The sequence below is a fragment of the Burkholderia sp. 22313 genome (assembly GCF_052045245.1).
Lineage (GTDB): Bacteria > Pseudomonadota > Gammaproteobacteria > Burkholderiales > Burkholderiaceae > Burkholderia.
In genome coordinates this window covers 1-22,173 of sequence record NZ_JBQEON010000059.1, presented here as the reverse complement: position 1 = coordinate 22,173, position 22,173 = coordinate 1, and the positions used below count along the sequence as shown (strand labels likewise).

Below are 22,173 nucleotides of genomic sequence, written 5' to 3'. Positions count from 1 at the left end.
CGAGGGAAAGTGAATATCAATAAGGAATCAGAAATGCCCGGTGAAGCGATAACGGCTGCCGGGATGCCACAGATTCGCCACCGAGGCGACGACGCCCTGCGACCAGGTGCGCCGATGTAAAACCAGACACGGCTCGACGTCGTCCATCCGCAGCTGCTCGCGCCGCTCGGGCGCCGGGGCCGCCGCTTCGATCCGGTATTCGACGCGCTGCAGCGGTGCCGCGCGCATCAGGTACAGGTTCGGCGTCGTGTTCGTGAAATCCTGCTCGGCATAATCCGGCGCGACCGCCGGATTCACCCACCGTTCTTCGAGCTGGACGGGTTCGTCATTCTCGAAGTGCAACACCTGCGAATGAAACAGCTTCGTGCGCACGGTCACCTGCATCTCGTCGGCGAGCGCCTCGTCGGCGCGGATCGTCTCGAGGCCGAGCACACTGGCGCGGTACCCATGCCCGCGTGCGCCGACCTCTTCCGAGATACTGCGGATCGCCACCAGCGTCGACTCGTACTTCGGCCGCGCGACGTAGGTGCCGGCGCCCTTCATGCGCGTCAGCACCTGCTCGGCCGTCAACTCGCGCAACGCGCGGTTGACGGTCATGCGCGCGACCTTGAACTCGCGGGCCAGTTCGTTCTCGGAGGGCACCTGGTCGCCCTCCGCCCACTCGCCGGCGTGAATGCGGCCCAGGATGAAATCCTTGATCTCCTGGTAGACCGGCGCGCTCATGGGCTTACTGTTCCGATGCGAACGAGAACGGTGCGACCTTCGCGAACGCACGCTCGCCGACCAGCTTCGCGATCACCGCGATGTCCGGCGCGAAGTAGTGGTCGAGTTCGTAGTGCGCGACCTTGCCGCGGATCGTTTCCATCACCGGCGCGAGCTTCGGGCTCGTGTGGTACGGCGCGCGCAGGTCGACGCCTTGAGCGGCGGCCAGCAGTTCGATCGCGAGGATGTGCTTCGTGTTGTCCGCGATGTCGGCGAGCTTGCGTGCGGCGAACGTCGCCATCGACACGTGGTCCTCCTGGTTCGCCGAGGTCGGCAGCGAGTCGACCGATGCCGGGTGCGCGAGCGTCTTGTTTTCCGATGCCAGCGCGGCAGCCGTCACGTGGGCGATCATGAAGCCCGAGTTCACGCCGCCGTCCTTCACGAGGAACGGGGGCAGGCCCGACAGCGTCGCGTCGATCAGCAGCGCGATGCGGCGCTCGGCCAGTGCGCCGATTTCCGACGCGGCCAGCGCGAGGTTGTCGGCCGCGAATGCGACGGGTTCGGCGTGGAAGTTGCCGCCCGACAGCACTTCGCCGGTATCCGGGAAGATCAGCGGGTTGTCCGACACGGCGTTGGCTTCGACCAGCAGCACGGCGGCCGCATGGCGCATCTGGTCCAGACACGCACCCATCACCTGCGGCTGGCAGCGCAGGCTGTACGGATCCTGCACCTTGTCGCAGTCGCGGTGCGACTGGTTGATCGGCGAGCCTTCGAGCAGGTCGCGGTACGACGCTGCCGCGTCGATCTGGCCTTGATGGCCGCGCAGTTCGTGGATACGTGCGTCGAACGGCTTCACCGAGCCGGCAGCCGCGTCGACCGACAGCGCACCGGCGACGAGCGCCGTGCGGTACAGGTCTTCGATCGCGAACATGTTGTCGAGCGCCAGCGCGGTCGATGCCTGCGTGCCGTTCAGCAGCGCGAGACCTTCCTTCGCCTGCAGCGTCAGCGGCGCGAGGCCGGCGACGCGCAGACCGTCGAGTGCGCTCGCGCGCTCGCCGCGGATGAACACTTCGCCGACGCCGAGCAGCACGGCCGACATGTGCGCGAGCGGTGCCAGGTCGCCCGATGCGCCGACCGAGCCCTTCACCGGGATCAGCGGCAGGACATCCGCGTTGTACAGCTTGATCAGCGCGTCCATCACTTCGCGACGGATGCCCGAGTGGCCGCGGCCGAGGCTCGACAGCTTCAGCGCCATCAGCAGGCGCACCGACGAGCGCGCCATCGGCTCGCCCACGCCAACCGCGTGCGACAGCACGAGGTTCTTCTGCAGCAGTTCGAGCTGGTCGCGCGGGATGTGCGTGCTGGCCAGGCGGCCGAAGCCCGTGTTGATGCCGTATGCCGGCTCGCCCTTAGCGGCGATGTCGGCGACGGCCTTCGCGCCGGCGTCGATCTTCGCGAAGCTCGCCGGGTCGAGCGTGAGCTGCACGGATTCGCGAGCGATCTTGCGCAGTTGCGGGAGGGTCAGGTGGCCGGGGGTCAACGTAATCATGTGAGCAATCCTGTCTAGACAAGTTCGGGATGGATTGCAGTGTAGCCATCAGAACTTGTCTAGACAACCCGTTTCTCATGATTTCGACTCGGGAGTTTCCCTGATGTCCGGCGCGGTCCGCCGGATCGGCCCGGTCGGCTCCGTATTTATCATATGTTGCAATTATTTTGTATTTGGCAACATACGAATCGACGCTTCCCTGCAATCCGCCTACGGAGACCTGCCATGACCATCCCGCCCCGGTTCACCGCCCTGTTCGGCCGCAGCCTGCTCGTCGCCGCCTGCGCGCTCGCGTGCGGCGCATCGCTCGCCGCCGAGCCGCTGTCCGGCACGCTCGAGAAGATCCGGCAGGCCAACCTGATCTCGATCGGCCATCGCGAGACGTCGGTGCCATTCTCCTACGTCGAGACGAGCGGCAAGGTGATCGGCTTCTCGCAGGACCTGTGCGACCGCGTGATCGCCGCCGTGAAGGCACGCACCGGCAAGCCCGATCTGCAGGTGCGCTTTGTTCCGGTCACGTCGCAGAACCGCATCCCGCTCGTACAGAACGGCACCGTCGATCTCGAATGCGGGGTGACCACCAACCTCGCCGCGCGTCACGCGCAGGTCGCGTTCTCGACCACCTTCTTCGTCGCGACGACACGCCTGCTCACGCGCACGAACTCGGGCATCCGCGACTTCCCCGATCTCGCCGGCAAGACGGTCGTGACGAACCAGGGCACGACGTCCGAACGCCTGCTGCGCAGGATGAACGAGGAAAAGAAGATGAACATGCAGATCATCAGCGCGAAGGACTACGGCGAAGGGCGCCTCACGCTCGAATCGGGCCGCGCGGCCGCGTACATGATGGACGACGTGCTGCTCGCCGGCGTGCGCCAGCTCGCGGCGAAGCCGGCCGACTGGGCGATCGTCGGCACGCCGCAATCGTCCGAGGCGTACGGGTTCATGTTGCGCAAGGACGATCCGCAGTTCAAGGCGCTCGTCGACGGCGTGCTCGTGCAGTTGATGAAGAGCGGCGCAATCGGGGCGCTGTACGACAAGTGGTTCATGAAGCCGGTGCCGCCGAAGGGGCTCGCGTTCGACTTCCCGATGAGCGACGTGATCAAGGCGCGCTACGCGGCGCCGAACGACGCGCCGCTCGAGTAAGCCGCGCGTCGTGACGTCGGGTCAGCGCCTCCACGCGACGCACGCCGCGTAGCCGGGCGCCGCGTCGAGCCAGCCCGCGTCGAACGCGGCCACGCCGGCGGCAGGTGCCGCCGGCTCGACGATCGTCGTCGCGGGTGTCGCCGCGTCGCGCGGCGGCACGACCGCGAATGCGCGCAGCCCGCCGACGATGCCGGTGCCGAGCGCCTTCAGCAGCGCCTCCTTCGCGGCCCACACGCGCATGAACGCGTCGGCGCGCGCGGCGAGCGGCAGGCCGTCGAGATACGCGGCCTCGGCGCTCGCGCACACTTCGCTCGTCAACGCGCGCCAGTCGGTCCTGCGGTTGCAGCTTTCGATATCGACGCCGACACGCCCCGCGCCGGCCCACGCGATGAGCGCGTGACTGCCCGCATGCGACACGTTGAAATCGAGCGATGCGCGATGCGCGGGATCCAGCGACGGCCGCCCCGCCTCATCGACGACGATCGCGATCTCCCGCGGCGCAACGCCGAGCGCTGCCCCGAGCACGTCGCGCAGCGCGGCGCGCGTCGCGGCGCTGCGCACCGCATCCTCGTGCCGCAGGTAGCGCCCGGCGCGCGCGCGTTCGGCATCGTTCAGGACGGCATAGGCGGGCGACGCGAGCGGCACGCGCCAGTCGAAATCGACGCGCGCGACCTGCACGCCGGCACGCGACGCGGCAGGCGGCACCTCGAGCGGGTGCACGCACCACGCGCGGGACAGGTCGGCGGGAACGGTGGAATCGGGGGGAACGGGCATCGGCGTGCGGCGACCAGTCGAAGAAAACGTCCGATGTTAATCGATCGCACCGGACGCAGACCGATGGGTCGCGAACACGATCGTCAGTCGGCAGCAGCGGCAGCCGACTGCGTGGCCGCATCGACGCGACGGCGTGGCCGTGCATGCGCGCTCAGCCGTGCGCGACGGCTCCCGGCACGCCGCGCCCCGCCCGCTGCGCCGCATGGCGCGCGTGGACGCGGCCCGGCGCATCGGCCGGCAGCGCGCCGTGCTGCAACCAGTACAGCGCGGCGGGCCACAGCGTGTCGGTGAAGCGGCTGTGAAAGAACGCGAAGTGGCCGATCGCGTCGACGCCGATATCGCGCGGCGCGATCCGCAGGTGCGTGACGTCGCTGCCCGTGTAATAGCCGACCAGCCGCTCGATCGCGTCGACCGTGCCGAACGCGTCGTCGTCGAGACCGATCGCGAGCATGGGTGCCGACAGCCGCGCGAAGCGGGCCGGCAACGCAGCGCGGCTCGCCGCGGGTTCGGCGAGCGGGCCGTGCGTGTAGGTGTCCTCGAAGCGCGGCTGCGAGCGCACCCACGACAGCGCGACGCCGCGCGGCGTGTCTTCCATCCAGCCGAGCCGTTTCGCGGGCACGTAGCCGAACACGGCCGCGAGGGCCGGCATTGCGACGTGCCACTTCCACCACATGCGCCGCCGCTCTTCGCGCCGATAGTCGCGCCAGTACGCATACTGCGCGCCGACCGTCACCACGTGACGCACGGATGCGTTCGATGCCGCGAGCCCGAGCACGCAGCCGCCGATGCTGTGCGCGACGACGTCGAGCGGCTGGCCCGGAAACGCGTCGCGCGCATACCGCAGCGCGGCCTCGCAATCGAGTCGCCCCCAGTCGAGCCAGTTCGCGCGCAGCTTCGCGAGCCGCGCCGGGCGCGATCCGCCGATCCCGCGATAGTCGTAGACGAGCACGTCGCGCCCCTGCGCGAACAGCCACGCCGCGAAGCGGAAGTAATAGTCGCAGCGCACCGACGTCGCGCAATTGACGACCGTCACGGGCCGCGCGGCGCCACCACCGCGATGCCGCCATACGTAGCCGCGTAGCGCGTAACCGTCGGCGGCGGTCAGCGTCACGGGCTCCGGCGGCAACGCGCCCGCCGGGCGATCGGCCGCCTGCCCCGTCGCACCCACGCTGCGCCCCGCCCCGCCCGCTTCGTTCGAAATCGTCATCCTGTCTCCTGTGCAGCGCCGGATGACCCCGGCGCCCGCCCGCTCGGCCAGTCTCCATTGAACTTGACGCACCCGGCGTTCTCAACCAATCTTGCTGCTCCGTTCGCATGAGCCCCACGCATGTCAACGCCGCTCGTCCGTCTCCCGTCACTGGACCTCGTGCGCGGCTTCGTCGCCGTCGGCCGCCGCATGAGCATCACGCTCGCCGCGCAGGACCTGTGCGTCACGCAGTCGGCGGTCAGCCGCCAGGTGCACGCGCTCGAGGCGCATCTCGGCGTCGCGCTGCTGCAGCGCGGCTATCGCAAGATCGCGTTCACGCCGGAAGGCGAGCGGCTGTTCCGCGCGGCGGACGCCGCGCTGCTCAGCCTGCAGGACACCGTCGCGTCGCTCGCCACCGCGCGCGAGCGGCAACCCGTGACGATTACCGCGAGCATCGGCGTCACCGCGCTGTGGCTGCTGCCGCGCCTCGGGCGCCTGCAAGCGCGGCTGCCCGACATCGACTTGCGCGTCGCCGCGAACGACAAGGTACTCGATTTGCGCGCGGAAGGCATCGACCTGGGGATCCGCTACTGTCCGCGCGAGCGCGCGCTGCATCTGTTCGACGAGATCGTCGTGCCGGTCGCGCACCCCGCGCTGGCCACGCGCCCCGTCACCGATGCCGCCGCGATCGCCGACCACGTGCTGCTCGAATTCGACGGCCCCCCGCAAACGCAACTGCAGTGGCGCGCGCATCTGTACGCAGCCGGCCTCGGCGACGCGCGCCCGAAGGGCGTGCTGCGCTTCAACCAGTACGACCAGGTGATCCAGGCCGCGATCGCCGGCCAGGGTGTCGCGCTCGGACGGCTCGCGCTCGTCGCGCCGATGCTCGCCGACGGCCGGCTCGCCGTGCTCGGCCCGCACTCGCAGGCGTTGTCGGATGCGTACGGCTACTGGCTGTTCCGGCACGATCCGGCACCGCGCCGCGAAGTCGCCGACGTGCGCGACTGGATTCTCGCGGAAGCGGCCGAGTGCGACGCGGCGATGCGCGCGCACGATGTGGCACTGCGGTAGCCGCGCGCGATTTCCCTTGGTCGAGCCGATGTCGAGTTGATGCCGGCGCGGCGTCGCGCAACGGCTCGCGCCGCCTCAAGCACCGAGTGCGCCGGGTGCGCCGATTCCGCATCGGCCGCGTGTCACACCGGCGGCATGCGCCGCAAAGACGCCACGTACACGGCCGGCACCAACCTCCTCGCCGGTATCGCACCCGCCCCTCATCGCATTCCCGGCACGCATGCGAATCCGACCGATTGATCGCTTGAGCGACACCGGGCCGGATCGTCTAATCGGAGCGAACACGGCCGTCGCGCCGCACGCATTCATCCGGAGACACGCATGACCCCGATCGAACAAGACGTCCGGCGCCGCTGGCTGCCGGTGCTCGCGGGCGGCCTGATCATGGGCGCCGCGCTCGGCATCCGGCACGTGCAGGGACTGTTCCTCGCACCCGTCACGCTCGACCACGGCTGGTCGCGCGAAACGTTCGGCCTCGCGCTTGCGCTGCAGAACCTGATCTGGGGGATCGCGCAACCGTTCACGGGAATGATCGCCGACCGCTTCGGGTCGGTACGCGTGATCGTCGCCGGCATGCTGCTGTATGCGGCCGGGCTCGTCACGATGGCGCTGGCGGCATCGACCGGTGTGTTCACGGTCGGCGCGGGACTCGTGATCGGCATCGCGCTGTCGGGGGCGGCGTTCGCGTCGATCTACGGCGCGCTGAGCCGGCTGTTTCCGCCCGACCGGCGCGGCTGGGCGCTCGGCGTCGCCGGTGCGATCGGCGGGCTCGGCCAGTTCTGCATGGTGCCGGTCGCGCAGGTCCTGATCGGCGGCATCGGCTGGCCACATGCGCTCATCGCGCTGGCGCTCGTCGCCGCCGTGCTCGCGCCGCTCGCCGCGCTGGTGCGCGACCGGCCCGCGCAGGCCGCGAACGCCGACGACGGTTCCGGCCAGTCGATCGGCGCGGCGGTGCGCGAGGCGTTCGCGCATCGCGGCTTCTGGTTGCTGAACGCGGGGTTCTTCGCCTGCGGGTTCCAGCTCGCGTTCATCGCGACCCACCTGCCCGCCTACCTGCTCGATCATGGCCTGCCGGCGCGCCACGCCAGCGTCGCGCTCGCGCTGATTGCGCTGACCAACGTGGCCGGCACCTATGCGTGCGGCCATCTCGGCGGCCTGCTGCGGCGCAAGTACCTGCTGTCCGTGCTGTACCTCGTGCGTGCGCTGGCGATGGCCGCGTTCGTCGCGGCGCCGTTGTCGCCCGCGAGCGTCTACGTGTTTGCGGCCGTGATGGGCTTCACCTGGCTCGGCACGGTGCCGCTGACCAACGGCGTGATCTCGCAGGTGTTCGGCGTGCGCTACATCGCGACGCTGTTCGGCTTCGTGTTCTTCGGGCACCAGCTCGGCAGCTTCTTCGGCGTGTGGCTCGGCGCGCGCGTCTACGACGCGACGCATTCGTACCTGCCGCTGTGGATCGGCTCGATCGCGCTCGGCGTGCTGGCGGCAGGGCTGCACCTGCCGATCGACGACGCGCGCGTCGCGCGGCCCGCGCCGGGCAAGGCCGCATGGGCGTGATTCGGGCGGCGCTGGCCGCCGGCGTGCTCGCGTTCGTCGCGTGGTGCGGCGCGGCCTACTTCGATCCGGGTGTCGCGCTCGCGCTGCTCGAGCATGCCGCGTTCTGCGATTGACGCAGCGGGCCGTATCGCGCACCCGGACGTGCCGCGTCGCTCGTGAGCCCTAGCAACGCTTCGGCAACGTCGCCAGCGCATCGAGCGCACGACGGCGGGCGCCGTCGTGATCGACGATCGGCGCAGGATAGTCGACGCCGAGCCGCACGCCGGCAGCCGCGAGTTCCACCGGCGACGCCTCCCACGGCGCATGGATCGTTGCCGCGTCGAGGCCCGCGAGTTCCGGCACCCAGCGGCGCACGTAGGCGCCCTGCGGGTCGAACTTCCGGCCCTGCGTCACCGGATTGAAAATGCGGAAATACGGCGCGGCGTCGGCGCCGCAACCGGCCACCCACTGCCAGTTCGCCGGGTTGTTCGCGGCGTCGGCGTCGACGAGCGTGTCGTGGAACCAGCGCTCGCCCGCCCGCCAGTCGACCAGCAGATGCTTGACGAGGAACGACGCGGCGACCATCCGGACACGGTTGTGCATCCAGCCGGTCGTCCATAGCTCGCGCATTCCCGCATCGACGAACGGATAGCCGGTCAGCCCGCGCTGCCATGCGCGCAGCGCGACGGAATCGTCGCGCCACGGCATCGCATCGAACTGCGCGCGGAAGTTGTCGGTCGCGAGCGCGGGGAAGTGATACAGCAGCACGTGGCTGAATTCACGCCAGCCGAGTTCGCTCAGGAATTTCTCGGCGCCGGCCGCGCCGCCTGCCGGTGCCGCACCCTGCACCGCGTGCCACACCTGGCGCGGCGACAGGTTGCCGAAGCGCAGGAACGGCGACAACCGGCTCGTCGCGGGCTGGTCGGGGCGATCGCGCGTCTCGGCATAGGCAGCCAGCGCCGCTGCCGAGAACGCGTCGAGCCGCGCATGCGCACCGGCTTCGTCGGGTGCCGGCCATGCGTCGCGCAGGCCGCCTGCCCAGTCCGGCGCGTGCGGGCGCAACGCGAGCGCGTCGAGCGCCAGCGCACGCTCGCGCACACCGGCCGGCCACGGATGAAACACGATCCGCTCCGGTTCGGGCAGCGGCGCCGTCACGGTCCGGTCGCGCCGCACCGCGCGCCAGTACGCGGTGAACACCTGGAACGGCGTGCCGGCTCCGGTCAGCACTTCCCACGGTTCGTTCAGCAGGCTGCCGTTGCTGCTTTCGACGTCGAGACCGTGCGCCTTCAGCGACGCCTTCAACGCCGCATCGGCATCGCGCTGCGGCTGCGCATAGCGGCGGTTCCAGTACACGGCCGCCGCCCCCGTATCGCGTACGACGCGCCCGATTTCCTGCTGCGCATCGCCGCGCAACAGCAGCAGGCGGCCGCCATGACGCGCGAGCGCCGCGTCGAGTGCGGCAAGCGACCCGTGCAGCCACCAGCGCGCGGCGCCGCCGAGCGCACGCCCCGCGCCTTCACCCGTGTCGTCGACATACACGCATACGAGCGGGCGACCGGACGCGGCCGCACGCGTCAACGCGGGCTGGTCGGTCACGCGCAGATCGTCGCGGAACCACACGATGGCAGGAGCAACGGACGACTTGGCTGGCACGGGCACCTCGGAGCAGGAATGCTGATTGACCCGCATTGTCGCGGGCGGCTCACGCGCTGTCGATATCCGGAACGCGCACGGTGTCGGCTCGCCGTTCTCGCACGCGCCCGGCGCCGCCTGTTCGCCGGCCCGGTGAAACGCCTTGGTCCATTCCGACGATTCTGCACCGTGAGCACCGGCCTACGCTCGAACTCGGGTTCGCCACGCCGCGCGGCGCGCGCCGGCCGCTGGCCGGTCCCGCACATTGCACCACGCATCCGTCCGGGCCGCCGGTGCTCGCACGGATCTTTTCCCCGATCTCACCCGATGCTCCAATCCAATGGAAGTCGCACTGCCGGACGGCGGCACGCAGGTGATGTTTCTCGGGCTCTGGTACGTCGACCGGTTCGTGCGCATCGCGCGGGGCTGGCGCATCGCGGGGCGCGTCGAGGAGCGCTGCTACGGCCACAACGTGCCGGCGGTGCTCGCTGACGCGACCGGCTGAACCGCCGCGTCGCAGCCCGCGTGTCAGTCGAGACGAAACGCCGCCGCGAAACGCTCGGCGAACGCATCGAACTCGGCTTCCGGCAGATGATTGATGCCGCCCGCGCGCTTGCGCCCGCCGCCGGTCGGGAAACCGCGACAGAATTCGTCGGCGCCGAGCGGCCGGCCGTCGGGCACGCGCACGCTGACCACGAGCCCGCCCTGCGCGCGCGGCGACAGCACCGCGAGCGCCGCATGCGGCGCAGTGCGCATCCGTTCGTTCGCGAGCATCCCGGTCGCGCGCCGAGCCCACGGTTGATCCGGCATCCTGATCAACGTCGCGCCCGGCACTTCGCGCAACGGCGCGAGCGCGCACGCCCGCGCCATGTCGTCGCGGTAGCCGTCGCGCAGCGCGGCGAACACCGGCGTGCCGCGCACGAAGTCGAGCGGATCGGCGCACGGCAGCATCGCGTCGGCGAGCGCCGCCGGATCGAAATGCAGATCGCCGACGCAGTCGCCGTACGCGTTGTAGTTCAGGTAGAGCCCGAGTTCGGCCAGCGTGCGGCATTCCGCTTCGTCGATCCCGGATTCGCGCGCGAGCGCGTCGCCGAGCGCCGGCAGTTCGTCGCCGAATGCCGCGACGATCGCCCAGCGCACGTGCCGGCCGCCGAGATAGCGGTTCACGAGCGCACTCGTGCAGACGTCGGCGGCCGTGTCGATATACGCGTCGAAATGCGGCTCGCCGGGCAGCTCGCCCGCGAAGTGATGATCGAAGTAGCGGACCGCCGCGCCGTCGCGCAGCAGCCGCGCGCATGCGTCCCGGTTCTCGTCGTGCGACACGTCGAGCACGGTCACGCGGTCGCCGGCCCGCGCGTCGATTCGCTCGAGCAGCCTGATGTCGCGCTTGACGCCGGTCACCAGCGTGCCCGCCGCGCCTTCCGCGAGCCGCAGTTGCTGCAGCGCACACAGGCCGTCCGCGTCGCCGTTGAACGCGAAGAAACGCCGCGCGTTGTGATGGTCCTGCATGATACGTCGCTCCCTCCTCAGGGCATGAAATCGCCGCCGTTCGCGTCCAGCGTCGCACCGGTCACCGCATTCGCATCATCCGACGCGAGGAACAGCGCCGCGCGTGCGCAGTCGTCGTCGGTAGGCAGCTTCGCGAGCGCGATGTTCGACGCGATCGGCGCGATGATCGCGTCTTCCGTCATTCCGTACTCGGCCGCGGCCTGCCGGAAATAGGCCTGCGTCGGCACGCCCACCTCCAGCCCATGTGGATGCCGTTCGCGCGGATACCGTGCACGCCAAGCCCGCGCGCCAGGTATTTTGCCGCAACCGCGAGCGCGCCCTTCGATACAGCGTAGCCCGCGTCTCCTGCAAATGGCTTGCGGGTCGCCTGCGTGTTGATCATCACGATCGCGCCGCTGCCGCTTCATGTGCGGGACGATTTCCTGCGTGAGCGCCATCGTGCCGAACACGTCGGTATCGAACACCGCGCGCCAGCCGTCGAGATCGGCGCCCTCGACCGCCTCCGGAAACATGCCGTGCACGAACGCACTGCGGTGCATGCCGGAGCCGGCCCCCGACTGGCAAGCCGTCGACTCAGACTATGTCATACGTCATCTGATGTGATAGAGCCGACCACGAGCCTCCTGATATTCCCCAATATTTGGGTATGTACCGGGTAAACCCGCGAATTCACATCGGGAGCGGAGGCGTACCATGTCATACGACGACATACTACATAGCTCACCAGGCCGACGCGGGCCGCCGCCCCGTTCGCCGCCCGACCGGAGACTCCCTTGACCACGCCCGCCCTGCCCGGCCGCGACCCGCTCGCGTCCGCCGTTTCGAAAGTGAAGTGGCACGTGCTGCCGCTCGTGCTGATCATGTTCATCGCGAACTACATCGACCGCGTGAACGTCGGCTTCGTCGACCGCCACCTCGAAGCATCGATCGGGATCGGCGCGGCCGCGTACGGGCTCGGCGCCGGCTTGTTCTTCGTCGGCTACGCGTTGTTCGAAGTGCCGTCGAACCTGCTGATGCAGCGGTACGGCGCGCGCATCTGGCTCGCGCGGATCATGGCGACCTGGGGCATCGTCGCGGCCGCGATGGCGTTCGTGTGGAACGACACGTCGTTCTATGCGCTGCGCTTCCTGCTCGGCGCCGCCGAGGCCGGCTTCTTCCCCGGCGTCGTGCTGTACCTGTCGCAATGGCTGCCGCCACAGGAGCGCGGCAAGGCGATGGCGATCTTCCTCGGCGGCTCCGCGTTCGCGTCGGTGCTGTCCGGGCCCGTCACCGGCGCGCTGCTGTCGATCCACGGTTTCGGCCTGCAGGGCTGGCAATGGATGTTCCTGATCGAGGGGCTGTTCTCGGTGATGCTGTGCGGCGCAAGCTGGCTGCTGCTGAAATCGCACATCCGCGACGCGACGTGGCTCACGGCCGATGAACGCGCGGCGCTCCAGAACGCACTCGATGAAGAACGCGCGACCCGCGACGTGCGCTCGAAAGTGCAGGTGTCGGCCACCACGCTGCTGCGCGACCCGCAGATCATGCTGTTCTGCTTCCTGTACTTCGCGATCCAGCTGACGATCTACGCGGCCACCTTCTGGTTGCCGACCATCATTCGCAAGATGGGCGGCCTCACCGACTTCCAGGTCGGCCTCTACAACACGATTCCGTGGATGATCGCGATCGGCGCGATGTACGGCTTCGCGGTGCTGTCCGCGAAGTGGAAGCATCCGCAGCGCTGGCTGTCGTGCGCGCTCGTGCTCGCCGCATGCGGGCTGTTCGCGTCGACGTCGCACGATCCCGCCTGGTCGTTCGCGTCGATCTGCTTCGCCGCGCTCGGCTTCAAGGCGGCGGCGTCGCTGTTCTGGCCGATCCCGCAGGGCTACCTCGACACGCGCGTCGCCGCGGCCGTGATCGCGCTGATCAACTCGATCGGCAACCTCGGCGGCTTCGTCGCGCCGACGGCGTTCGGCTATCTGAAGCAACATACGGGTTCGATCACGGGTGGCCTGTATGCGCTCGCGATCGCGTCCCTCGTCGCCGCGGTCGCCGCGCTGTTCGCCCGCACGCACCGGCGCAGCGATCCGCCGCGTGGCCTGCCGGCCGACGAGTCCTTCACGAACACCGCGATGCTCCGCCATGCCGAACACTGACCGCCTGACCGTCGTCGTCGCCAATGCCGCCGACGGCGACCTCGCCACGTTCTCGCTCACGCCCGACGGCGCGCTCGCGCCGCTCGCCCGCTACCCGGCCGGCGACGTCGCGATGCCAATCGCCGTGCAGCCCGATCGCGCGCGGCTGTATGTCGCGACGCGCGGCGAGCAGCCGACGATCGTCGCGTTCCGCGTCGCCACGAGCACCGGCGCATTTGCCCGCATCGGCGCGACCGCGATCGACGCGAGCCAGGCGTACCTGTCGCTCGACCGCAGCGGCCGCTGGCTGCTCGGCGCGTCGTACGGCGGCAATTCGCTGAGCCTCTACGACGCCGCGCGCGTGCGCGACGGCGACGGCACGCCGCTGCAGGTCGCGCACGGCATCGCGAACGCGCATGCGGTCGTCGTGTCGCCGGACAACCGGTTCGCGTATGTGAGCTCGCTCGGTTCAGACCGGATCTTCACGTTCGCGCTGGTCGAGGATGCCGGCGGCCTGCGTGCGGTCGAACACGGCGAAACGCGTTTGCCGGGCGGCTTCGGCCCGCGTCACCTGCGCTTCGCACGCGACGGCCATGCGCTCGTCGTGGTCAGCGAATTCCAGGCCGCACTCGCGACCTTCGCACGCGATGCGGACAGCGGCCGCCTCGGCGACGCACAGGTCAGCGCGCGCCACCCGGCCGTCGCCGGGCTCGCGCAAGGCCATGCGCGCCCGCCCGCGCCGACCGAGCCTTCCGTGTGGGCCGCCGATCTCCACCTGACGCCCGACGAGCGCTTCGCGTACGTCAGCGAACGCACGTCGAGCCGGTTGCTCTGCTATCGCCGCCATGCCGACGGCAGCTTCGAACCCGCGCACGCGACGGCCACCGAACCGCAGCCGCGCGGCTTCGCGATCGATCCGTCGGGACGCTGGCTCGTCGCGTGCGGCGAGCAGTCGGAATACGTGTCGGTCTATGCAATCGCGCCGGAGGACGGCACGCTGACGTCGCACGCACGCGTGAAGGGTGGCCGCGGGGCGAACTGGGTGGCGATCGTCTGATCGGCCGATGGGTTGAGTGATCGCTCGATCGCTTGATCGATCGATACGCTGGGCGGCGTGGCACCGGCCCGCACCACGCCGCCCCGGCTCGCTGTCAGCGCCGCTCGCTCGGCGCGACGCCGGTCCAGCGCTTGAACGCGCGCGTGAAATTCGCGCGGTCGGTATAGCCGACCCGCGCCGCGATCTCGTCAACCGGCAGGCGCGTGCCTTCGAGCAACCGTAGCGCATCGCGCAACCGGATCTCGTCGAGCAGCGCCGAATAGGTCGCGCCGAACGCCGCGAGCTGGCGCTTCAACGTCCGCGCCGACACGTGCAGCTCGCGTGCGACGTCGTCCACCGACGGATAACCGGCGTCACCGCAGATCAGCAGGTTGCGCACGCGCTCGACGATGCTTTCCGCATAGCCGAGCCGCGCGAGCTCGGCCTCGCATTGCTGGACGATCATCTGCGCGGTCTGCGCGTTCGCGGTGCCGATCGGCTCGTCGAGCAGCGCGGCGTCGCAACGGATGCGGTTCGCGCTCGCGTCGAAATGACAGCGCGGCAGCCGCGCACGATAGCGCTCGAACCACGGCGGTTCCGGCCATGCAAAATGCAGCTCCGCGCGCGACTGCAGCGTGCGCCCCGGCTCGGGGTCGAGCAGCGAATTGAACAGGATGGCCGTCTCGACCAGGAAATTCTCCACCGCGAACTGGCGCAGCCGGCCGAGCGGAAACGCCTCGAACACATCGATGTCGACGATCCCGTCGAGCTGCGCGAGCCGCACCGAGAAGAACGGCACGCGCGTCGGCAGGTAGCGGATGCCGAGCGCGATCGCCTCGCCAAGCGTCGCGCAGCTCATCAGCCCGAAGCCGATCATCCCGGATTTGGTGAGGCTGCTGCGCAGGCCGATCTCGATCGCGATCGACGGATCGTTCGTCGCGTCGAGCAGGTTGAACACGATCGCCGCCTGCTGCCGCGGCGTGATGCGCGCGTCGGGCCGCGCGAGCCGCTCGCGCGCGACGCCCGAGCCCGCAAGGATGCGACCGGCATCGATGCCGCGCTCCTCGGCGAGCATCAGCATGAACAGCGCATACGCGGACGATACCGTCGCCTTGTTCAACTGGCGCGCGGCATCCTGGACGGACAAGGCCATGCGGCGGACTCCGGAGCGGTTTCGGCGGATTGTAGCGTCGCTGGCCCGCAATGACACCACCGCGGCCCTCTAGCCGCGCGGCGCGGCGCCGAACGACGACCGGCCGTCCATCGTGACCCGAAATGACACCATCATTGGCACCGGCGGCCCTCGCGCGTGCGACAGGGCACGCCTATGCTTGTCACATCGGCATTGCGCCCCACTCTTTCCGCACGGATTCCGGTCGATGAGCCAACCCGTACCACCCGTCTTTCGCCACGACACCGACAAGGTCGCGTATGTCCGCCGCGAGGTCAACGCCGCGAGCGATGCGATCCGAGCGCGCTTTGCGCTGCTCGACAACCAGAACCTCGTCGGCGCGACCGTGATGGCCGTGTCGGTCAGCGCGCTGCTCACGCTTGCGTGGCTGTATGCGCGCGGCGCGATCGCGTGGTACGTCGCGCTGCCGCTCGCCGCGTTCGTCACGTCGCTGATCCACGAACTCGAGCACGACCTGATCCACCTGATGTACTTCAAGAAAACGCCCTGGGCCTATCACCTGATGATGGCGCTGTGCTGGCTCACGCGGCCGGGCACGATCAATCCATGGACGCGGCGGCGCATGCACCTGCATCACCACAAGGTGTCGGGCGGCGAATCGGATCTCGAGGAATTCGGCATCACCAACGGCGAACGCTGGGGCGTGAAGCGGCTGCTGATGATCGCCGACGGGATGCTCGCCGTCGTGCTGCGGCCGGATGCGATGCGCCGCAAGGTCAAGCAGTACGTCGCCGCGCAGCCGGTGCAAGACGCGGCCGAACGCGTGCAGTTGCGCATCGAGCAGGTGTCGTCCTACATGCCGCTCGGGCACGCGTACTACGCGCTGTGGCACGCGTTCATCGTCTATCACGCCGGCCTGTTCGCGCTGCATGCGTTCGGCCAGGCGGTAACCGTGCCGGCCGTCGTCGAGCGCGCGATGCACGTCGTCGATTTCCTCGCGGTCGTGTGGCTCGGGCCGAACTTCGTGCGCAGCTTCTGCATCAACTTCGTCAGCTCGAACATGCATTACTTCGGCGACATCGACTCACGCAACGTGATCCAGCAGACGCAGGTGCTCAACCCGTGGTGGATGCTGCCGTTCCAGCTGTTCTGTTTCAACTTCGGCAGCACGCACGCGATCCATCATTTCGTGGTGCGCGATCCGTTTTACATCCGGCAGCTGACCGCGCGCACCGCGCACGCGGCGCTGCGTGAGGTGGGTGTGCGGTTCAACGATGTCGGCACGTTCAAGCGCGCGAATCGCTGGGGTGCGTATCGCCCGGTGCGCGATACGCGCGGCGTGCAGCGGGCCGACGCGTAACGGCGGGTGGGTGGCGTGGCGCGTCTCGGCGCGCCGTTCCCGTCAGACCGTCAGCGCATCAGTCGCCGATCGGCGGCATCGGCCCGTGCCCGCGGATCCACGCCCAATTCGCGAGCTCGGCCATTTCCTTGTCACCGCGGCTGTCGCCGTAGGCGAACAGTTTCACGGGCGGCTGATTCCCCCACCAGCCGCGCAAGCGCACGACCTTCTGCGGACCCCAGCAGTTCTCGCCGTTCAGCCGCCCGGTGAACGTGCCGCGCTCGAATGCGAGGCACGTCGCGAGCACCGTGTCGATGCGGACCGCCTTCGCCCACTTCTCCAGATACAGCGACGGCGACGCGCTGACCAGCACGACTTCGTGCCCGCGCGCCTGGTGCTCGCGCACGCGTTCGAGCATGTCCGGACGCACGAGGTTCGGCAGATAACCGTCGACGAAGCGGCGCGCCAATGCGTCGAGCGCGTCCTCGCGGATCGGCCCGAACGCAAACCACGCGAACTTCGCCTTCGCGTCGCCGCGCGACAGCATGCCCGCCTTCATCGCGACGAGCCACGGCAGCGCGCGCAGCCCGGCCCATGCAAAACGCGGTGTGCCGACCGCGTAGCGGACAAAATGGCGGAAGCTGTCGGTGGTGGTGATGGTGCCGTCGAAATCGAATGCGGCGACGATGCGGTCGGTCATGGAGAAACGGGGAAGCGATGAGATGCCCGGGAAGATAGCAGACTCGGGCCGCCATTCTGCAGTAACGGCATTCGAGACGGTGCGGGCGCGCCGCACCGGCCACGAGAGACAGCCTCCCGGCCGATTCCGGCGGATCATCGAAGGGGCTGGCGGGCAGCCGCCAGAGTTTGCTATACTCTCGCTCTTCCGGAGAGATGGATGAGTGGTTTAAGTCGCACGCCTGGAAAGCGTGTATAGGTTAATCGCCTATCGGGGGTTCGAATCCCCCTCTCTCCGCCAGCATTCAAATGCCCGCGCAAGCGGGCATTTTCGTTTTGCGGCCCGGCTTTCGTCGTGTCCCAGCCGCTCCGTCCCCAAACCGCCGCCCCGTTGGCCCGCCCGAGCCCCCTCACGGATGCCGAATGTAATCCACCAACGCCCGCGTATATTCATCCGGCTGCCGGTCAAGCAGACTGACCACAATCGCCACCGCAAACCCGGCCGGCACCCCGAACACGCCTGAACTGATCGGCTCGATCCCGAACCACGTCCGCCCGGCAAACCCGGTGAGCTGCGTGAAATACGGATACGTCGACACGATGTAATACACGCACACCGCCAGCCCCGTCACCATCCCGGCGATGGCACCGCGCGTCGTCGTGCGTTTCCAGAACACCCCAAGCACGAGCACCGGAAAGAAACTCGACGCCGCGAGCGAGAACGCCGCGCCAACGAGAAACAGGATCTTCCCCGTATTGAGCGACGCGACATACGACGCGAACAGCGCAACCCCGAGCAGCAGCACCTTCGAGATCGTCACGCGCCGCTGGCTCGATGCATCCGGCGCGACCATGCAGTAATAGACGTCGTGCGACAGCGCATTCGCGATCGTGAGCAGCAACCCGTCCGCGGTCGACAGCGCCGCCGCAAGCGCGCCAGCCGCAATCAGCCCCGATATGACATACGGCAACCCCGCGATCTCCGGCGCGGCCAGCACGACCATGTCCGGCTGCATTTGAATCTCGGACCAGTGGACGATGCCGTCGCGAATCACCTCGACGATGCTGATCAGGTCCGGTTCGAAGTGATGCCACTGCATGACCCACGCGGGCAGTTCGGCGATCGGCCGCCCGACGAGATGGGTCAGAATCTCGAACTTGATCAGCACCGCGAGCACCGGCACGCTCAGATAGAACAACGCGATGAAGAACAGCGTCCAGCCGACCGAACGCCGTGCGGATGCGACCGACGTCGTCGTGTTGTAACGCGTGAGAATGTGCGGCAGGCTCGCGGTGCCGAGCGACAGGCACAACAGCAGCGCGAGGAAATTCCGCTCGCGCGGCTTGCGCGCGTCGTCGTTCACCGCGGGAAACGGCTCGTGCATCGACACGGGCGGCTCGGCCCGGGCGAGCAGATCATCGCGCGCCTGGGTCCAGGTCACGCGCGCCGCCGTCGGATCGCGCGGAAAATCGGCCAGTTCGCGCTCGCGCTGGTTGATCTCGCGCAGCGGCCCGTTGTGGCGCCGCAGGTCCGCGAGCTGGTCGACGAGTTGCCGACGCGCATCCGCATACGATCCGGGCAAGCGATCGAGCTGCGTCTGCACGACCACGGCCTGCCGGCGATACGCATCGCGCACCTGCTGCTCGTCGGCCGCGTCGCGCACCTGCGCCTCGCGCGCCGCCACGCGTTCCATCAGCTTGCCGTAATTGAACTGCGGCACCGGCCCGAGCCCGTTCTTCATCGCGATCAGCGACACCGGGATCAGGATCGCGCTGATCAGGATGATGTACTGCGCAACCTGTGTCCACGTGACCGCGCGCATCCCGCCGAGAAACGAGCACACGAGAATGCCCGCGAGCCCGCAGAAGATTCCGATCGCGAAGTCGACGCCGATGAAGCGCGTCGCGATCAGCCCGATCCCCTGGATCTGCGCGACCAGATAGACAAACGAACACAGGATCGCCGCGCCGGCCGCGAGCGCGCGCACGGCGGTGCTCGAAAAGCGCGTGCCGAGAAAATCGGGAATCGTGTAGCGCGCGAGCTTGCGCACGTAGGGCGCGAGCAGGAACGCGACGAGACAGAAGCCGCCCGTCCACCCCATCACATAGGCGAGCGCATCGTAGCCGGTTGCGTAGAGCGAGCCGGCGAGGCCGATGAACGACGCCGCCGACAACCAGTCTGCCGCCGTCGCCATCCCGTTGAACGCGGACGGCACACGCCGCCCGGCCACGTAGTATTCGACAAGATCGGACGTGCGCGACAGCAGTCCGATCACCGCATACACGGCAATCGGCACGAACAGGAACACATAGCCGATCCACACGCCGGAGCCGGTCGCGCGCTCGATCCGCCACAACAGCAAGATGAAGCCGAGAAAACCGAGCGTGTAGAGCGCATACGCGCGAATCAGTCGATGCGTCAGCATGGATCAGCGGGATGGGTGCGCATCGGCCGCCTGCGCGGCATGGTCGTCGTACGCGCGCCTGAGCATGCGGTCCGCCCGCTGCATCAGCCCGATGTACACGACGATCAGCACGAGATATACGAGAATCGCGCCCTGCGCGCCGACATAGAACGGCAGGCTGAAACCGGCGAAGCGGATGTCCGCGAGCGCGGGCGCAAAGAACGGCACGACGAACGACACCGTGAAGCCGATCGCCATCAGCACCAGGATCAGCACGACGTTGAAACGCCAATAGCGCGCATGGGCACGCGCGAGTGGTGCGGGAACGGGCGGCGGCGCGGCAGGCGCCGGACGGGACGGAACGGTCATGCCGTTATTTAGCAAAAAGCCCCTGCGCGGGCAATCGGGATTGCCGCGCAGGGGCTCGTGCGCGCAACGTGCGCAACGGGTCGATCAGCGCACTTCGGCGAGTTGCTCGAGGATGGCCGGGTTCTCGAGCGTGGACGTGTCCTGCGTGATCGCCTCGCCCTTCGCGAGCGAGCGCAGCAGGCGCCGCATGATCTTGCCCGAGCGCGTCTTCGGCAGGTTGTCGCCGAAACGGATGTCCTTCGGCTTCGCGATCGGGCCGATCTGCTTGCCGACCCAGTCGCGCAGCGTCTTCGCGAGCGCCGCCGCTTCCTCGCCTTCCGGGCGCGAGCGCTTCAGCACCACGAACGCGACCACCGCCTCGCCCGTCGTGTCGTCCGGACGGCCGACCACCGCCGCTTCCGCAACCAGTTCGTGCGACACCAGCGCCGACTCGATCTCCATCGTGCCGAGCCGGTGGCCCGACACGTTCAGCACGTCGTCGATGCGGCCCATGATCGTGAAGTACCCGGTGTCCTTGTCGCGCACCGTGCCGTCGCCGGCGAGGTACAGCCGGCCGCCGAGTTCTTCCGGGTAGTAACTCTTCTTGAAACGCTCCGGGTCGCCCCAGATCGTGCGGATCATCGCCGGCCACGGGCGCTTGACGACGAGAATCCCGCCTTGCCCGTTCGGTACGTCCTGGCCCGTTTCGTCGACCACCGCGGCCATGATGCCCGGCAGCGGCAGCGTGCACGAACCCGGCACCGTCGGCGTCGCGCCCGGCAGAGGCGTGATCATGTGGCCGCCGGTTTCGGTCTGCCACCACGTGTCGACGATCGGGCAGCGTTCCTGGCCGACATGCTTGTGATACCACATCCACGCTTCCGGATTGATCGGCTCGCCGACCGTGCCGATGATGCGCAGGCTCGACAGGTCATAGCTCTTCGGGTGGACCTTGTCGTCGGCTTCCGCGGCCTTGATGAGCGAACGGATCGCGGTCGGCGCGGTGTAGAACACCGTGACCTTGTGGTCGCCGATCATCTTCCAGAAGCGGCCGGCGTCCGGATAAGTCGGCACGCCTTCGAACACGACCTGCGTGCCGCCGCACGCGAGCGGGCCGTACGTGATGTACGTGTGCCCGGTCACCCAGCCGATGTCGGCCGTGCACCAGAACACGTCGTCGGGTTTCCAGTCGAACGTCCACTTCATCGTCTGCGCGGCCCACAGCAGGTAGCCGCCGGTGCTGTGCTGCACGCCCTTCGGCTTGCCGGTCGAGCCCGACGTATACAGGATGAACAGCGGATGCTCGGCGCCGACCCATTCCGGCGCACACGTGTCGGACTCGCCGTCCGCGAGTTCGTGCATCCACAGGTCGCGTCCGGCATGCCAGTCGATCTTGCCGCCGGTGCGGCGATAGACGATCACGCTCTTGACCGCTTCGCAGCCGCCCATCGCGATCGCTTCGTCGGCGATGCTCTTGAGCGGCAGCGTCTTGCCGCCGCGCGCCTGCTCGTCGGCGGTGATGAGCGCAACGGCGCCGACGTCGACGAGCCGCTCGTTCAGCGATTTGGCGGAGAAGCCGCCGAACACGACCGAGTGCGTGGCGCCGATGCGCGCGCAGGCCTGCATCGCGACGATGCCCTCGATCGACATCGGCATGTAGATGACGACGCGGTCGCCCTTGGCGATTCCGCGCTTCTTCAGCGCATTGGCGAAGCGCGATACGCGGGCGAGCAGATCGGCGTAGGTGACGCGCGTGACGGTGCCGTCGTCGGCCTCGAAGATCACCGCGACGCGCTGGCCGTTGCCGGCTTCGACGTGACGATCGAGGCAGTTGTACGACGCGTTGAGTTCGCCGTCGTCAAACCACTTGTAGAACGGTGCGTCGCGCTCGTCGAGCACCTTCGTGAACGGCTTGTGCCAGCTGAGGCCTTCGCGGGCGAGACGCGCCCAGAAGCCTTCGTAATCGCGCTCGGCTTCGGCGGCGAGCGCACGGTAGGCCGGCATGCCGGAAATGGTCGC

The 22,173-nt window shown here is 68.7% G+C and carries 20 protein-coding genes and 1 tRNA gene; 9 read left to right on the top strand and 12 right to left on the bottom strand.

The genetic code is table 11. From position 1 onward, the window contains the following. Positions 1 to 27: 27 nt before the first annotated feature. Positions 28 to 723: a histidine utilization repressor gene (hutC, locus tag ACTJKF_RS30625; protein ID WP_440628816.1), complete on the bottom strand. Its 696-nt coding sequence runs from the start codon at positions 721 to 723 to the stop codon at positions 28 to 30. A 4-nt stretch (positions 724 to 727) separates the two neighbouring features. After that, a complete protein-coding gene (hutH, locus tag ACTJKF_RS30620) occupies positions 728 to 2,251 on the bottom strand; it encodes a histidine ammonia-lyase (protein ID WP_440628815.1) in 1,524 nt (507 codons plus the stop codon). A 225-nt stretch (positions 2,252 to 2,476) separates the two neighbouring features. On the opposite strand from hutH, the gene ACTJKF_RS30615 reads away from it, so the two are divergent. Then, positions 2,477 to 3,397 carry a glutamate/aspartate ABC transporter substrate-binding protein gene (locus ACTJKF_RS30615; RefSeq protein ID WP_440628813.1) on the top strand — a complete coding sequence of 307 codons (921 nt, stop codon included), beginning with the start codon at positions 2,477 to 2,479 and terminating at the stop codon, positions 3,395 to 3,397. A 21-nt stretch (positions 3,398 to 3,418) separates the two neighbouring features. On the opposite strand, the gene ACTJKF_RS30610 is transcribed toward ACTJKF_RS30615, so the two are convergent. Next, positions 3,419 to 4,171, bottom strand: coding sequence for a 4'-phosphopantetheinyl transferase family protein (locus ACTJKF_RS30610; RefSeq protein WP_440628811.1), 753 nt, complete (start codon positions 4,169 to 4,171; stop codon positions 3,419 to 3,421). A gap of 151 nt (positions 4,172 to 4,322) precedes the next feature. Further along, entirely contained in the window at positions 4,323 to 5,378 is a 1,056-nt protein-coding gene (locus ACTJKF_RS30605) for an alpha/beta hydrolase family protein (protein ID WP_440628810.1), read from the bottom strand. A 120-nt stretch (positions 5,379 to 5,498) separates the two neighbouring features. On the opposite strand from ACTJKF_RS30605, the gene ACTJKF_RS30600 reads away from it, so the two are divergent. The 3 genes from ACTJKF_RS30600 to ACTJKF_RS30590 all read left to right on the top strand — a co-directional run bounded on the left by ACTJKF_RS30600 (position 5,499) and on the right by ACTJKF_RS30590 (position 8,095). Continuing rightward, positions 5,499 to 6,428: a LysR substrate-binding domain-containing protein gene (locus ACTJKF_RS30600; protein WP_440628808.1), complete on the top strand. Its 930-nt coding sequence runs from the start codon at positions 5,499 to 5,501 to the stop codon at positions 6,426 to 6,428. Positions 6,429 to 6,749: 321 nt separating this feature from the next. Next, on the top strand, positions 6,750 to 7,982 hold the full coding sequence (locus tag ACTJKF_RS30595; protein WP_440628806.1) for an MFS transporter: 1,233 nt from the start codon (positions 6,750 to 6,752) through the stop codon (positions 7,980 to 7,982). Continuing rightward, complete coding sequence (locus ACTJKF_RS30590; protein WP_440628804.1) at positions 7,973 to 8,095, top strand: hypothetical protein; 123 nt, start codon at positions 7,973 to 7,975, stop codon at positions 8,093 to 8,095. Before ACTJKF_RS30595 ends, ACTJKF_RS30590 begins: the two co-directional genes overlap by 10 nt. 49 nt (positions 8,096 to 8,144) lie before the next feature. On the opposite strand, the gene ACTJKF_RS30585 is transcribed toward ACTJKF_RS30590, so the two are convergent. Next, the gene (locus ACTJKF_RS30585; RefSeq protein WP_440628802.1) at positions 8,145 to 9,614 is read right to left on the bottom strand and encodes a cryptochrome/photolyase family protein; all 1,470 of its coding nucleotides are present in this window, start codon (positions 9,612 to 9,614) and stop codon (positions 8,145 to 8,147) included. Between the two features lie 319 nt (positions 9,615 to 9,933). On the opposite strand from ACTJKF_RS30585, the gene ACTJKF_RS30580 reads away from it, so the two are divergent. Next, on the top strand, positions 9,934 to 10,098 hold the full coding sequence (locus tag ACTJKF_RS30580; RefSeq protein WP_440628800.1) for a hypothetical protein: 165 nt from the start codon (positions 9,934 to 9,936) through the stop codon (positions 10,096 to 10,098). A 23-nt stretch (positions 10,099 to 10,121) separates the two neighbouring features. Here ACTJKF_RS30580 and ACTJKF_RS30575 read toward each other — a convergent pair whose 3' ends face one another. Next, positions 10,122 to 11,102 carry an acetyltransferase gene (locus ACTJKF_RS30575; RefSeq protein WP_440628798.1) on the bottom strand — a complete coding sequence of 327 codons (981 nt, stop codon included), beginning with the start codon at positions 11,100 to 11,102 and terminating at the stop codon, positions 10,122 to 10,124. 17 nt (positions 11,103 to 11,119) lie between these two features. Beyond that, positions 11,120 to 11,641: an SDR family oxidoreductase gene (locus ACTJKF_RS30570; protein ID WP_440628797.1), complete on the bottom strand. Its 522-nt coding sequence runs from the start codon at positions 11,639 to 11,641 to the stop codon at positions 11,120 to 11,122. A 234-nt stretch (positions 11,642 to 11,875) separates the two neighbouring features. Here ACTJKF_RS30570 and ACTJKF_RS30565 point away from each other — a divergent pair, with 234 nt between their 5' ends. Both ACTJKF_RS30565 and ACTJKF_RS30560 read left to right on the top strand, forming a co-directional pair. Then, the gene (locus ACTJKF_RS30565; RefSeq protein WP_440628795.1) at positions 11,876 to 13,237 is read left to right on the top strand and encodes an MFS transporter; all 1,362 of its coding nucleotides are present in this window, start codon (positions 11,876 to 11,878) and stop codon (positions 13,235 to 13,237) included. After that, on the top strand, positions 13,224 to 14,273 hold the full coding sequence (locus ACTJKF_RS30560) for a lactonase family protein (protein WP_440628794.1): 1,050 nt from the start codon (positions 13,224 to 13,226) through the stop codon (positions 14,271 to 14,273). The genes ACTJKF_RS30565 and ACTJKF_RS30560 overlap by 14 nt, the downstream gene beginning before the upstream one ends. Positions 14,274 to 14,367: 94 nt before the next feature. On the opposite strand, the gene ACTJKF_RS30555 is transcribed toward ACTJKF_RS30560, so the two are convergent. Continuing rightward, complete coding sequence (locus tag ACTJKF_RS30555; protein WP_440628792.1) at positions 14,368 to 15,405, bottom strand: AraC family transcriptional regulator; 1,038 nt, start codon at positions 15,403 to 15,405, stop codon at positions 14,368 to 14,370. Positions 15,406 to 15,631: 226 nt separating this feature from the next. On the opposite strand from ACTJKF_RS30555, the gene ACTJKF_RS30550 reads away from it, so the two are divergent. Further along, the gene (locus ACTJKF_RS30550) at positions 15,632 to 16,744 is read left to right on the top strand and encodes a fatty acid desaturase (RefSeq protein ID WP_440628790.1); all 1,113 of its coding nucleotides are present in this window, start codon (positions 15,632 to 15,634) and stop codon (positions 16,742 to 16,744) included. A 58-nt stretch (positions 16,745 to 16,802) separates the two neighbouring features. On the opposite strand, the gene ACTJKF_RS30545 is transcribed toward ACTJKF_RS30550, so the two are convergent. Then, positions 16,803 to 17,423: an HAD family hydrolase gene (locus tag ACTJKF_RS30545; RefSeq protein ID WP_440628788.1), complete on the bottom strand. Its 621-nt coding sequence runs from the start codon at positions 17,421 to 17,423 to the stop codon at positions 16,803 to 16,805. 188 nt (positions 17,424 to 17,611) lie between these two features. Here ACTJKF_RS30545 and ACTJKF_RS30540 point away from each other — a divergent pair. Further along, positions 17,612 to 17,702: transfer RNA gene (locus tag ACTJKF_RS30540), tRNA-Ser, on the top strand. A 109-nt stretch (positions 17,703 to 17,811) separates the two neighbouring features. On the opposite strand, the gene ACTJKF_RS30535 is transcribed toward ACTJKF_RS30540, so the two are convergent. The 3 genes from ACTJKF_RS30535 to acs all read right to left on the bottom strand — a co-directional run. Then, positions 17,812 to 19,827 (bottom strand): sodium:solute symporter family protein, encoded by a 2,016-nt coding sequence (locus tag ACTJKF_RS30535; protein ID WP_440628786.1) that lies wholly within the window; start codon positions 19,825 to 19,827, stop codon positions 17,812 to 17,814. Between the two features lie 3 nt (positions 19,828 to 19,830). After that, positions 19,831 to 20,175, bottom strand: a complete 345-nt coding sequence (locus ACTJKF_RS30530; RefSeq protein WP_440628784.1) for a DUF4212 domain-containing protein — start codon at positions 20,173 to 20,175, stop codon at positions 19,831 to 19,833. Positions 20,176 to 20,259: 84 nt separating this feature from the next. Next, positions 20,260 to 22,173 (bottom strand): acetate--CoA ligase (acs, locus tag ACTJKF_RS30525; protein ID WP_440628783.1); only part of this gene is annotated, 1,914 nt, incomplete at its 5' end.

Excerpts from the sequence above, each read along its gene's own strand:
- hutC (WP_440628816.1), bottom strand. The coding sequence starts at position 723 with ATGAGCGCGCCGGTCTACCAGGAGATCAAGGATTTCATCCTGGGCCGC.
- hutH (WP_440628815.1), bottom strand. The coding sequence starts at position 2,251 with ATGATTACGTTGACCCCCGGCCACCTGACCCTCCCGCAACTGCGCAAG.
- ACTJKF_RS30615 (WP_440628813.1), top strand. The coding sequence starts at position 2,477 with ATGACCATCCCGCCCCGGTTCACCGCCCTGTTCGGCCGCAGCCTGCTC.
- ACTJKF_RS30610 (WP_440628811.1), bottom strand. The coding sequence starts at position 4,171 with ATGCCCGTTCCCCCCGATTCCACCGTTCCCGCCGACCTGTCCCGCGCG.
- ACTJKF_RS30605 (WP_440628810.1), bottom strand. The coding sequence starts at position 5,378 with ATGACGATTTCGAACGAAGCGGGCGGGGCGGGGCGCAGCGTGGGTGCG.
- ACTJKF_RS30600 (WP_440628808.1), top strand. The coding sequence starts at position 5,499 with ATGTCAACGCCGCTCGTCCGTCTCCCGTCACTGGACCTCGTGCGCGGC.
- ACTJKF_RS30595 (WP_440628806.1), top strand. The coding sequence starts at position 6,750 with ATGACCCCGATCGAACAAGACGTCCGGCGCCGCTGGCTGCCGGTGCTC.
- ACTJKF_RS30590 (WP_440628804.1), top strand. The coding sequence starts at position 7,973 with ATGGGCGTGATTCGGGCGGCGCTGGCCGCCGGCGTGCTCGCGTTCGTC.
- ACTJKF_RS30580 (WP_440628800.1), top strand. The coding sequence starts at position 9,934 with ATGGAAGTCGCACTGCCGGACGGCGGCACGCAGGTGATGTTTCTCGGG.
- ACTJKF_RS30575 (WP_440628798.1), bottom strand. The coding sequence starts at position 11,102 with ATGCAGGACCATCACAACGCGCGGCGTTTCTTCGCGTTCAACGGCGAC.
- ACTJKF_RS30570 (WP_440628797.1), bottom strand. The coding sequence starts at position 11,641 with ATGCACCGCAGTGCGTTCGTGCACGGCATGTTTCCGGAGGCGGTCGAG.
- ACTJKF_RS30560 (WP_440628794.1), top strand. The coding sequence starts at position 13,224 with ATGCCGAACACTGACCGCCTGACCGTCGTCGTCGCCAATGCCGCCGAC.
- ACTJKF_RS30555 (WP_440628792.1), bottom strand. The coding sequence starts at position 15,405 with ATGGCCTTGTCCGTCCAGGATGCCGCGCGCCAGTTGAACAAGGCGACG.
- ACTJKF_RS30550 (WP_440628790.1), top strand. The coding sequence starts at position 15,632 with ATGAGCCAACCCGTACCACCCGTCTTTCGCCACGACACCGACAAGGTC.
- ACTJKF_RS30545 (WP_440628788.1), bottom strand. The coding sequence starts at position 17,423 with ATGACCGACCGCATCGTCGCCGCATTCGATTTCGACGGCACCATCACC.
- ACTJKF_RS30535 (WP_440628786.1), bottom strand. The coding sequence starts at position 19,827 with ATGCTGACGCATCGACTGATTCGCGCGTATGCGCTCTACACGCTCGGT.
- ACTJKF_RS30530 (WP_440628784.1), bottom strand. The coding sequence starts at position 20,175 with ATGACCGTTCCGTCCCGTCCGGCGCCTGCCGCGCCGCCGCCCGTTCCC.